Below are 12,381 nucleotides of genomic sequence, written 5' to 3'. Positions count from 1 at the left end.
ACTAAGTATTTTAATACTTAGTTTTTTAAATAAAGATTAATTATCCAATTTTAGTTTTAGTTTCAACATTACTTGCTAATACTGTATCCAATACATCTTGACCACCACGAACCTGATGTTGTTCTGGATCAATACTATGTAACATAATAATAACTTGATGAGCAACATTGATTTTCATACGATTAAATAATTTTGAAGCTTCCTCAATATAAGCTTGTAAGGGATTTAACTGCGCATAACCACGCAAATGGATTCCTGCACGCAGTTTGCTTAAAGCATCAATGTGATTAGTTCAATATTGATCAAAAGTTTGTAAAATAACACTATTTTCAATTTGTTTTATAATAACATCATTTAATTTTTCTCTTTTTTCAAGATAAAAATTATAAGATTTTTCAACAATTAAATCAATATTTTCTTCAATACTTAATCGATTTAACTTTTCTGCAATTAAATCATTAGGTTTAATTAATTTATTTTCAATACCTTTAACTAATTCATCATAATCAATAAACTGTTCTCTACCAACAACTTTATTAAAAATATTTAGTAAATCACGTGCTACTGTTCTGTGCATATTTTTGATTAAATCTAATAAATCATCAGCAAGTAAAATATTATCACGTTGATGATATGTGGCTTCACGATGCTGAGCAATAACATTATCATAATCTAATAAGTTTTTTCGTGCATCAAAATTCATACCTTCAATTTTTTGTTGTGCTCTAGTAATTGATCTAGTTAACATTTTTGATCTAATATAGTCTTCACCTAAACTTGCAAAAGCTTTTTTTAATTTTTCACCACCAAAACGTAACATCAAATCATCTTCAATTGAAACATAAAATCGTGAAAATCCAGGATCACCTTGTCTTCCGGCTCTTCCACGTAATTGATTATCAATTCTTCGTGCTTCGTTTCTTTCAGTACCTAATACAGCAAGGCCACCAAGTTCAATAACACCCTTACCAAGTTTAATATCTGTTCCACGTCCTGCCATATTGGTTGCTAAAGTAATTGATCCTTTTTCACCAGCTCTAGCAATAATATCAGCTTCACGAGCATGATTTTTAGCATTTAAAATCTCATGCTTAATTCCTTCCAAAGTTAACATATTAGCAATTCGTTCTGATACATCAACATTAGCAGTACCAATCAAAATTGGTTGTCCTTTAGTATGTCGTTCTTTAACTTCTGCAATTAAAGATTTAAATTTAGCATTTAATGAAGCAAAAACATGATCGGGTTTATCTTCTCGAATAATTGGTTTATTAGTAGGAATCTTAATTACTCTCATATTATAAATTTTTACAAACTCTTCTTCTTCGGTTTTAGCAGTTCCTGTCATACCACTTAGTTTATTATATAAACGGAAAAAGTTTTGATAAGTAATAGTAGCTACTGTTGTTGTTTCTTGTTGAATTGTAACATTTTCTTTAGCTTGTAAAGCTTGATGAAGTCCATCACTATATACTCTACCAGGCATTAATCTACCAGTAAACTGATCAACTAGCACAATTTCACCATCTTTAACAACATACTCTACATCTAATTTGAAAACATGATTAGCACGAAGTGCATTTTGAATATGATGAAATAATTCCGAGTTATCAATATCAAATAAATTTTTTAAATTAAACTGTTTTTGGGCTTTATTAACACCCGTTACTGTTAATGCAATTTGACGTGATTCTCAATCAATTTTATAATCTTCAGGTATTAAAGTTTTTGCAAAAACATCTGATGCTTGATATAAAGGAGTACGATTTTTTGAACCACCAGAAATAATTAAAGGTGTTCTTGATTCATCAATTAAAACAGAGTCCGCCTCATCAATGATAGCATAATTAAGCTGACGTTGAACTTTTTCTGGATAAACCTTAACCATATTATCACGCAAATAATCAAAGCCTAATTCTGAATTAGTTGTATATGTAACATCTTTTAAATACGCTTCACGTTTTTGATTAGTAGAATGATCACGAAGACTAACGCCAATAGTAATTCCCAAAAATTCTAAAATTGGTCGATTTAATTCGGCATCTCTTGCTGCTAAATATTCATTAACAGTAATAACATGAACACCTTTACTACTTAAAGCATTTAAATAAATTGGCATCACAGCAGTTAAAGTTTTTCCTTCACCAGTTCGCATTTCAGCAACATCGCCATTATGAAGAACAATACCACCAATTAATTGAACAGGATATGGATGTAATCCACTAATTCTTCGTGCTGCTTCTCTAATTGTCGCAAAAGCTTCAACTAAAATATCATCTAAAGTCTCACCTTCTGCCAATCTGGTTCTGAATTCAACTGTTTTATTTGCTAATTCTTCATCTTTAATTTTTCTCATTGTTTCATCAAGGCTAATTATTTCCTTAACTTGTTTATTAATTTTTCGTAAAATTTTACGATCTCACATAAAGTAAATCACCATTTTTTTCTTTATTATTACTTATACTTATTATTACTTGTAAGGTAATAAAATCTTTATTATTTTAACATAAAAAAACTTAGAAAACTTAGTACCCAAAAAAAAATTGTATTTATATTATATTTTTTTCTTTCTCTTCGAAGTTAGAAAAAATAATTTACTATAATTATTTTAATTACTATAAAAAACTTGATTATTATATGATTTAATATTACTTTTATTAAAAGATTCCTAGTTAATTTCTGATTTTGTAAGTTCAATAAAATTAATTTTAGATTCTAACATTTTATTTAAACTATTTTCATTAAAGTTGTCTTCTTCTTTTTTTAATTTACTTTTTTTTGTAAGTTGATTTTTATTTTTTTTAAAAATTGGATGGGTTACACTTTATTGGACACTAATTACATAGACAAGTGAACAAATTAGTTAAAAGAAAGGAATTATAATTATGGTCACTATTAACTCATATTCAGATGAATTTAAAAAACAAATAGTAGCTTTATATCAAAGTGGCAAATCAGTATCTTGCCTTGTTAAAGAATACAATGTTACAAGAGCAGCTACTTACAATTGAATTAAGCAATTTACTAATTCAGGTAGTTTTAAAACTAAAGATAATCTTTCAGATTTAGAAAAACAATTAATTCAAGCAAATAAAGAATTAAAACAGTTACGAATGGAAATTGATATTTTAAAGCAAGCAGCACTAATAATAGGCAGAAAGTAGAGATTATTGCAAATAATAAATCTAAATATAAAATTCGCACAATGTGTCATTTTTTAAAACTCTCTAAATCAACATATTATTTTAATTTAAAGAAAAAAAATAAAATTCAAAATAATATTTATGAACAAACTGTTATTATTGCTTTTAAAGAAAATAAAGAAGTTTATGGTACTAGAAGATTAAAAGTCATACTAGCAAACCAAGAAATTTATTTATCACGCAGAAAAATTAAAGAAATTATGAATAAGCATAATTTAATATCAAAATACACTAAATTATCATTCAAAAATTATCATAATAAAGTCAATGATAGTCAAATAACCAATCTTGTTAATAGAAACTTTAATAATAGAATTAAAAATGAAGTTATTGTTAGTGATTTAACTTATGTTCAAGTTAATGGTAAATGAAACTATATTTGCCTATTAATCGACCTATTTAACCGCGAAATTATTGGACATAGTGTTGGAGTTAAAAAAGATGCATCATTAGTATATCAAGCATTTATGCAATCAAATCACTGTTTAAAAGATATTGAAATATTTCATACTGATCGCGGTAATGAATTCAATAATAAAACTATTGATAAACTTTTATTAGCTTTCAACATAACTCGATCTTTAAGCAAAAAAGGATGTCCTTATGACAATGCTGTTGCTGAAGCAACTTTTAAAACTTTCAAAATTGAATTTATTAATGATAAAAATTTTACATCATTAATCCAATTAAAATTAGAATTATTTGATTACATCAATTGATATAACAACATAAGAATTCACAGTACTCTAAACTACCTAACTCCAGTTAGTTATCAAAAACAAATGTCTACCAAAAAATAGTCCTAAAAAGGGCTGCCATTCCAAGTTCAAATATTGAACCAGTAAATGTCAATAATTTTGATTCATCTATACGAAATACAGTAAACCAACAAGAAGCACATCCTAAAACAAGTACAATATATCATTCAAATTTCATGTTATAGTTTATTTTATTTCAAATCACTATTCTTTATTATTTTTTACACATTTTTTGTTTTAAAAATATATACTTTTTGTGTTAATATTTTAAAGGTAAAAAAAATATTCAAAAATAATAAAGGAGAATATAAATATGTGAAGATCATGTAATGAATGAAGTCAAGACAGAAAAGATGCTCATAATAAAAAAGCCGATGAAGTAAACAAAGCTTGAGGAGAAAGTAAAGAGAAAGAAAGACGAGAAAGAGTTGCTAATGCTCTTGGATTTGAAAAAGATAAATCAAAAGTAAACAGTGAAGCTTCAACAAGTAAAAGTCAAAGTTCTAGTAGTAAATCACAAAAAATGTAAATATTTTAAATACTTCAAAAATGCACAATTGTGCAGTTTGCTTAACAATTTTATTTGTATAATTTTAATGAAAATATTTAAATTAAATAAGTGTTAAAATTTAAAATAAAATTGTTATAATTAAATTGTTCTTATTTTTGTATAGAACAAAATAATTATAACAAATGAATATAAAATTTAGATAAACATAAATTCAAAAATTCCAAATAACCCCTAAAACTTTAGTTCCAAATTTTTATTTGCTAACTTTTTTTGTATAATTTAATTAAACTTAATATAAGTTTTTAACTCATTATTTTATTTTAAAAGTAAATGGGTTTTTTTATAAAATTGAAATAAAAATAAGAAGAGGAGAGGTATGAAAAAATATATGAATACAGAAAAAATATTAGAATTAGTTAATTCAAAAGAAATAAATGATTGAATGAATCTTTTCAAACAAAAAATCGAAAAAGAAGAAATAAAAAATTCAGAATATATGAAATTATATAATAAAAATTATAATTTAAATTATAATTTTGAATTTCTTGAAGAAGAAAAAATATTAAATATATTAGAAGAATTAGAAAAAAAAATTAGAAAAAAAGAAAATTCAAAAAACAAAATTGCAAAAAAATATCAAAAAGCAACTGAAAAAATAAATGAAAAGTTAATGCAACAATGTGAAAATATAATGACTGAAAAAAAGAAAAAAATCAAAACATTAAATTTGATTAAAGAAGAACATTTAGAAAAGATTAAAAATTTAGAATTAAAAAGATGTGAATTACTAAAAAATAGTGATAAAAATGAAATTTTTTTATCAAAAGAAGATAGAGAAATACGAAATCTAGAAAATAAAATATGAAAGAAAGTATTAGATGATTATTTTCAAGATAAAAACCATAGAATTCTTAAATTAAATCAATATGAAAATTGATTTGGTGAATTTAAAATTAAATCACTAAAAATACAAATAGAAGACACTATTTTCGAAAAACGTTTAAAAACATTGTCAGACATAGTTAAAACATTATATCTTGATGTATCTAGAGACAAATCTTTTTTAGAAAGTGAAAATATAAAAACAGATGATTTTGAAGAAATAAGTCTAAATTCTTTTGATGATGAAGGTATTGGAGAATGAATAAATTCGATAGATATACAAAATCAACCTTCAATAAGTGGATATAAACCAAGTTCATCACAAATGTAAAAATAAGAGATTGCAACAGCAATCTCTTATATCTTTAAAATTAATTTTAAGGCACCAAATTTGCTCATATACAAACGATTTAAAAATTTATATGGTTTAGTATTAAAAAAATAAACAGCCCTAATTTAGGGCTGTTTAGAATGAATTTAAGATAGTTATTTTTGTATTTCACTTTCATATCTTTTTTTATCTTCTAGTGCTAAATTTTGATATTTAGATTTCTCTTCGCTTGTCATTTCTTTTCAATGATTACCAATAAGTTTGGCAACTTCTGCAACTTTTGATTTAAGTTCTGGTTTTTGTTGAATAATCTCTGATCTTTTTTCTTTACTAAAAATCATATAAGCATTCATTGGTCTTTTAACTTTATTTGACATATAAATATCCCCCTAAGTTTTCTTAATATAATTTTACATGATTTATAAAATATTTTTTCACATATTGGTTTTTAGTAAAGAAAACTATCCACGATTACAAGTTTTTGATTTAGAATTTTTCAATAAATCAATCTCATTTTTAAGTTGTTGAATTTCTTGTTGTAAATCTTTATTTCAATTAGTTAGTTCATTCATTTGTTTTCTTATTTTTAATACTTGGCTTTGATTAATAATACTATTTTTAAGTTCTAAATATTCTTTTAATTTTAATGTTATAGAATTTGCTTTATAAGGGTTACTTTCAATAATTTTCATTAATTTACTTGATTTATTCAAATAAATAGGTTTTCTAGTATTATAGTCAAATCAAAACCCTAATACTTGATTTTTTATAATATTTCTTAAGTAAATTGGCCTTATATAAGAAATTTTGTTATTTATGGTTAGTGTTCCTAAATCATGATCACTAGGTTGAGTTGATAATAACTGTATAACTATATAAGGCTTTTCTCCCTTTATGTACTATTTTAATTTTATCACATAAATGCTGAGAAAAGCCTATCTACGGACTTCTCCCCACATTTTTAAATCAAACATAGCATTACAGTTTCAAAACTAGGTATCTTGTTGAATTTATATGCAGCTTCTTTAGCATATAAATGAACATGATGTTTTGCAACTTTGATATGTGTTTTAAATGTTCTTCTTATATGTTTTCAAACTGATTCAATTTGGTTGGTATTTACACCAATTTTTGAAACATAGCCATCTTGATGGTTAACTGTTTCATGCTTAGTGAAAACTGATTTAAAATCGCAATATCCTTTTCAAGAATCAGTATATACAAGACATTTTGAAGAAATGTGGTTTTTTGCAAACTGCAAAAGATTTTTACTCTTTGCGTTTTTCAATACTTTCACAATTAAATTATTGGTTGTTTTTTGATAAATGCCAACAATCAAGGTTTTATTCACCAAGGATCTTCCTTGTTTTTTAAAACCCATATGTGAAAGATACATTTCATCAATTTGAAATGTACCTTCAACAATAAATTGAGGTTTTTGTTTTGCAATACGTGTTCTGATTTTATGAGTCATTCTTCAAGCAGTTTTCAAAGTCACTCGCAATTCTTTTGCAATATCTGTTGATGGAATTCCATGTTTGGTGTTTATTCATCTAAAGATAAGATAAAACCAAGATGTTAAAGATGTTTGTGACCTTGAAAATATGGTGCCTGTGAGAATGCTAAATGTTTGATTACATTTTAAACATCTCATTCTTTTTAAATCAGAAGTATTCAAATTAAAACTAAAACACCTAATACATTTGTTTTCTTTCAAATTTGCTATATATGCAAGACATTGCTGTTCAGTTTGAAAAGCATTGTTGAATTCATTCAGTTTCATTATTACCTCCACAAGTACATGTGGGGAGAAGTCCGCTATATAATTAGGATGGGAACTTAATACAATTCCTGGCCTTTTACTTTGTATTCCATTATGTTCATCTCCTGGAATACAAACAAGAATTCCCATTCCTTTTTTATATGATTTGTAATTATTCGATTGCATAATATAATTCCAATCTATGTAATTGTTTATTCCTTAGTTAGTGATATTATTGCATTCCTAATACTTATATGCTATAACTTAATTGTGAGTACGATAGTAATATTGTGCAAGGGAGTATATCTCTCGTAACTGCCTAATTATTTCTGATTAGGTAATTTTTTTATATAATTTTTGCAATAAGTTCTTCATAAGCTTGTTTTTGACGTCAATAATAAGGATTTGTTCAAATACTACTTTAGTCACAATTTCAATTTCTCAACTCAAGAAATTTTTAAATTATAAAATTATTAATTCATTTTTCTCAAATTCTTCAACTAATAATTCAATAACTTCTGCAAAACTACGATTAGTATTTTTTGCTAATTTTTTGATTTTTTTTACATAATCTGATTTTATATAAATGGTTTTATATTCTTTTTTGATTTTTTGTTTCTTTTGAAATTTAACAGCAAAATCATTGATATCTCTTTGAACTTCGATATTATTTTTAATTGATTTTTCAACTTTATTTTTAGATTTAACATCCACATTTTTAATTATATCTATGCTGGGGTTGGTACCTTCTGCATCATAATTAAAAAGTAAATTAGAATTATTTGCATTTTTCATTAAATTATCTCCTTATCTTTTAAAGAAAATAAAGAAGTTTATGGTACTAGAAGATTAAAAGTCATACTAGCAAACCAAGAAATTTATTTATCACGCAGAAAAATTAAAGAAATTATGAATAAGCATAATTTAATATCAAAATACACTAAATTATCATTCAAAAATTATCATAATAAAGTCAATGATAGTCAAATAACCAATCTTGTTAATAGAAACTTTAATAATAGAATTAAAAATGAAGTTATTGTTAGTGATTTAACTTATGTTCAAGTTAATGATAAATGAAACTATTGGAATGGCAACCCTTTTTAGGACTATTTTTTGGTAGACATTTGTTTTTGATAACTAATTGGAGTTAGGTAGTTTAGAGTACTGTGAATTCTTATGTTGTTATATCAATTGATGTAATCAAATAATTCTAATTTTAATTGGATTAATGATGTAAAATTTTTATCATTAATAAATTCAATTTTGAAAGTTTTAAAAGTTGCTTCAGCAACAGCATTGTCATAAGGACATCCTTTTTTGCTTAAAGATCGAGTTATGTTGAAAGCTAATAAAAGTTTATCAATAGTTTTATTATTGAATTCATTACCGCGATCAGTATGAAATATTTCAATATCTTTTAAACAGTGATTTGATTGCATAAATGCTTGATATACTAATGATGCATCTTTTTTAACAACACTATGTCCAATAATTTCGCGGTTAAATAGGTCGATTAATAGGCAAATATAGTTTCATTTACCATTAACTTGAACATAAGTTAAATCACTAACAATAACTTCATTTTTAATTCTATTATTAAAGTTTCTATTAACAAGATTGGTTATTTGACTATCATTGACTTTATTATGATAATTTTTGAATGATAATTTAGTGTATTTTGATATTAAATTATGCTTATTCATAATTTCTTTAATTTTTCTGCGTGATAAATAAATTTCTTGGTTTGCTAGTATGACTTTTAATCTTCTAGTACCATAAACTTCTTTATTTTCTTTAAAAGCAATAATAACAGTTTGTTCATAAATATTATTTTGAATTTTATTTTTTTTCTTTAAATTAAAATAATATGTTGATTTAGAGAGTTTTAAAAAATGACACATTGTGCGAATTTTATATTTAGATTTATTATTTGCAATAATCTCTACTTTCTGCCTATTATTAGTGCTGCTTGCTTTAAAATATCAATTTCCATTCGTAACTGTTTTAATTATTTATTTGCTTGAATTAATTGTTTTTCTAAATCTGAAAGATTATCTTTAGTTTTAAAACTACCTGAATTAGTAAATTGCTTAATTCAATTGTAAGTAGCTGCTCTTGTAACATTGTATTCTTTAACAAGGCAAGATACTGATTTGCCACTTTGATATAAAGCTACTATTTGTTTTTTAAATTCATCTGAATATGAGTTAATAGTGACCATAATTATAATTCCTTTCTTTTAACTAATTTGTTCACTTGTCTATGTAATTAGTGTCCAATAAAGTGTAACCCATCCATAATGCAATTACTAATACCATTACCACTGTTAAATCTTTAAATATATTTACCGCATACAATAATTTTCGAAGTTCAAAACTAATTTTTTGATCAGTTTTATCAATAACAGTTAATAATATTGAAAGAATTATTGAAAATATTGATAAAAACAATGCTAATATATCCATAATTCTAATTTTTTGTGTACATTTTAATTTAATATATTTAAATAAATCTTTAACAACAATATTAACATCAATTGTTAATGTTAAATTTTGTATATTTGTTTGTATTTCTTCATACCTAGCTTCTTCTAACTTTTCTTCTTCATCATCAAAAAACATAGTTTTCCCTCCATCCTATATTATAATTTTAACATTATCCGTAACTAAAACTAAAAAAATGAACAACTCAAAAAGTTGCTCATTTTTATATTTTAGTAATAGTTTATTTTGGAGTTCAAGTTTTTAATAAATCATTTTTAATATTACCTACTTGTGGCCCATAAATTACCTGAATAGCTGTACCTTTTTTAAAGATACCAACCGCACCAGTTGATTTTAAAATATTATCATCAATTTTAGTTTCATCAAAAACTGTAAAACGCAATCTTGTAGCACAATTGTCTAATAATTTAACATTACTTCGTCCACCAAGACCTTTAAAAATATTTTCTAACATATCATTATTTTTATCTTTATTAGTATCAGGTGTTAATGTTTGTTTCTTTGTCATTTCTGCTTGTAAAGTTTTATGAATAGACTCTGCACCATCAAGATAGGTAATTTCAACTTTATTGGCAATTACTTTAATATTTTTAGTTCCACTTAATCTTAATAAAGCTTTTGAATAAATATTTGCATCTTTTAAAGTTGCAACTAATACTTTATCTTTAGCGTTAACATCAATGATATTTAATGCTCCACCAAGTCCAAGTAATAAATTTTCTACTTTTGTTCTACCTTTTTTTGAAGACTTATCTAAAGAACTTTCAACACTTTGTAAAGCTAAGTTGGTTGCTAATTCTCCTTCTTCACGACCTAAAGTTTTGTAATTTCTTCACTTAATAATGTAATAGAACCCAAAGAAATAAGCAGGTGCCATAATTAATCCAGTAACAAATACTCAATAGAATCCTGTTTCTTTACCAAGAATACTTGGTAATATTCCAAAGAAAGAAAAATCAATAAATCCAGCAGCAAAACCTTGACCAACAACTATATTTAATAAATACGCCATCATAAAACTAATTCCTGCCATAAATGCATGGAAAACAAAACATAATGGTGCTACAAATAAGAATGAAAACAATAATGGTTCTGTAACTCCTGTTAAGAAAGAAGTTAGAGCAGCAGATCCTAAAATACCACCAACCATTTTTTTATTTTCTGGTCGTGCTAACATTCACATAGCAAGTGCTGCAAAGGGATAGCCATATTGCATATATGCAAATCGCCCACTCATAAACATTGTTCCCGGTGTTTGATTCATGTGTCCTACTGCATTAGAAGCAAATTGTCCAAAGAAAATATTGTACGCTCCAACAAAATGATCACCAGATTCATTAATTCAATTTCCACCAATTCCAGTATATCAGAAAGGCGCATATTGAACGTGATGCAATCCTGTTGGTATTAATAAACGCTCAGTAATTCCAAAAAACATTGCAATAAATGCTCCACCAACTGTCGGATGAAAATTATCACCAGTTAACTGTCCATCAGTAAGTTGACCTGTATTCATACCAGCTGCTAAGCCATTACCAATTTCTCTAAAAGCAATTAATAACATTGGTCAAATAAAGAAAAAAGCTAATCCCATTCCTATTCCAACAAAAACAGCTAAAATTGGCACAAAACGTTCACCACCAAAAAAAGCTAATACTCTTGGCATACGAATATTGTATGAATGATTATGAACAATTGATACTAATCAACCAACAAGAATGCCACCTAAAACTGAAGTATCAAACGTAGGAAATAATCCTAAGACAGAAGAAAATAAACCAGAAGATTTACCACTTTCTGGAGTAATCTTTGCACCTTCACCTAAACCTCATGGATCAAACCCCAACATTCCTGTTTTAGGATTTCAAAAAAACATGCCACTAATAACTGAAGTCATAACAATAAAAGTAATAAATCCAGAAAGAGCAGCTACACCTTTACTAGCTTTTGCAAAACCAAAAGCAATAGAAATAGCAAAAATCAATCCTAAATTAGCAAAAACAACGTTTCCGGATGATTGCATAATTGAAAAAATATTAATAATAGCAACAAGACTATCATGATTAGGCAATTGCTTTAAAGCACTAGCAACTCCACCACCAATTCCTAACAATAAACCAGCTATTGGTAATGTAGCTATTGGTAAAACAATGGCTCTTGATAAGTTTTGCATTTTACCAAACATTTTGCCACCTAATTTATTGAAAGTTCCTTTAAAAGTAAAACTAGGATTTTTCTTATCCTCAGGAGATGTTTGTTTACTATGAAAAAATTTACTCATTTTCTCACCTCCATTCTATATTGTTCTATACAGATGAGAATTTTATTCTATACAGATAAAAATATTATATATATAATAGTAAAAACAACCATAAAATAAATAGGGAGCGTACCGATGTTGTCAATAATATTCAAATTTGTCTTTAA

At 25.7% G+C, this 12,381-nt stretch carries 11 protein-coding genes and 1 pseudogene; 4 read left to right on the top strand and 8 right to left on the bottom strand.

Annotated elements, in window-relative coordinates:
* Positions 1-40: 40 nt before the first annotated feature.
* A complete protein-coding gene (secA, locus tag AACK94_RS00430) occupies positions 41-2,425 on the bottom strand; it encodes a preprotein translocase subunit SecA (RefSeq protein ID WP_338974175.1) in 2,385 nt (794 codons plus the stop codon).
* A 460-nt stretch (positions 2,426-2,885) separates the two neighbouring features.
* On the opposite strand from secA, the gene AACK94_RS00425 reads away from it, so the two are divergent.
* The 3 genes from AACK94_RS00425 (at position 2,886) to AACK94_RS00415 (ending at position 5,685) form a co-directional block, all read left to right on the top strand.
* Positions 2,886-4,003, top strand: a protein-coding gene (locus AACK94_RS00425; RefSeq protein WP_422397388.1) for an IS3 family transposase whose coding sequence is annotated in 2 segments (ribosomal slippage) — positions 2,886-3,156 and positions 3,156-4,003 — 1,119 coding nt in all. Because the reading frame shifts where the segments join, the coding sequence is not laid out codon by codon here.
* Between the two features lie 271 nt (positions 4,004-4,274).
* On the top strand, positions 4,275-4,490 hold the full coding sequence (locus AACK94_RS00420; protein ID WP_338975763.1) for a hypothetical protein: 216 nt from the start codon (positions 4,275-4,277) through the stop codon (positions 4,488-4,490).
* Positions 4,491-4,860: 370 nt separating this feature from the next.
* Entirely contained in the window at positions 4,861-5,685 is an 825-nt protein-coding gene (locus tag AACK94_RS00415) for a hypothetical protein (protein ID WP_338975762.1), read from the top strand.
* Positions 5,686-5,840: 155 nt separating this feature from the next.
* Here AACK94_RS00415 and AACK94_RS00410 read toward each other — a convergent pair whose 3' ends face one another.
* From AACK94_RS00410 to AACK94_RS00395, 4 genes are all read right to left on the bottom strand, one after another.
* Complete coding sequence (locus AACK94_RS00410) at positions 5,841-6,062, bottom strand: HMG-box domain-containing protein (protein ID WP_338975761.1); 222 nt, start codon at positions 6,060-6,062, stop codon at positions 5,841-5,843.
* 84 nt (positions 6,063-6,146) lie between these two features.
* Positions 6,147-6,377: a hypothetical protein gene (locus tag AACK94_RS00405; RefSeq protein ID WP_338975759.1), complete on the bottom strand. Its 231-nt coding sequence runs from the start codon at positions 6,375-6,377 to the stop codon at positions 6,147-6,149.
* A 269-nt stretch (positions 6,378-6,646) separates the two neighbouring features.
* Complete coding sequence (locus AACK94_RS00400; protein ID WP_338975757.1) at positions 6,647-7,633, bottom strand: IS1595 family transposase; 987 nt, start codon at positions 7,631-7,633, stop codon at positions 6,647-6,649.
* A 276-nt stretch (positions 7,634-7,909) separates the two neighbouring features.
* A complete protein-coding gene (locus AACK94_RS00395) occupies positions 7,910-8,242 on the bottom strand; it encodes a hypothetical protein (protein WP_338975755.1) in 333 nt (110 codons plus the stop codon).
* 3 nt (positions 8,243-8,245) lie between these two features.
* On the opposite strand from AACK94_RS00395, the gene AACK94_RS00390 reads away from it, so the two are divergent.
* Entirely contained in the window at positions 8,246-8,554 is a 309-nt protein-coding gene (locus AACK94_RS00390; RefSeq protein WP_338976298.1) for an IS3 family transposase, read from the top strand.
* 2 nt (positions 8,555-8,556) lie between these two features.
* Here the strand turns inward: AACK94_RS00390 and AACK94_RS00385 are convergent.
* From AACK94_RS00385 to AACK94_RS00375, 3 genes and pseudogenes are all read right to left on the bottom strand, one after another.
* Positions 8,557-9,671, bottom strand: a pseudogene (locus AACK94_RS00385) (IS3 family transposase).
* Between the two features lie 22 nt (positions 9,672-9,693).
* Positions 9,694-10,071 (bottom strand): hypothetical protein, encoded by a 378-nt coding sequence (locus tag AACK94_RS00380; RefSeq protein ID WP_338975754.1) that lies wholly within the window; start codon positions 10,069-10,071, stop codon positions 9,694-9,696.
* A 103-nt stretch (positions 10,072-10,174) separates the two neighbouring features.
* Entirely contained in the window at positions 10,175-12,235 is a 2,061-nt protein-coding gene (locus AACK94_RS00375; RefSeq protein WP_338975753.1) for a PTS transporter subunit EIIC, read from the bottom strand.
* Positions 12,236-12,381: the final 146 nt, after the last annotated feature.

Origin of the sequence: Spiroplasma endosymbiont of Monopis laevigella (assembly GCF_964019975.1) — a bacterium.
Lineage (GTDB): Bacteria > Bacillota_I > Bacilli_A > Mycoplasmatales > VBWQ01 > Spiroplasma_E > Spiroplasma_E ixodetis_A.
The sequence above is the reverse complement of the archived record's forward strand: the minus strand, read 5'-3'. Positions and strand labels throughout refer to the sequence as shown.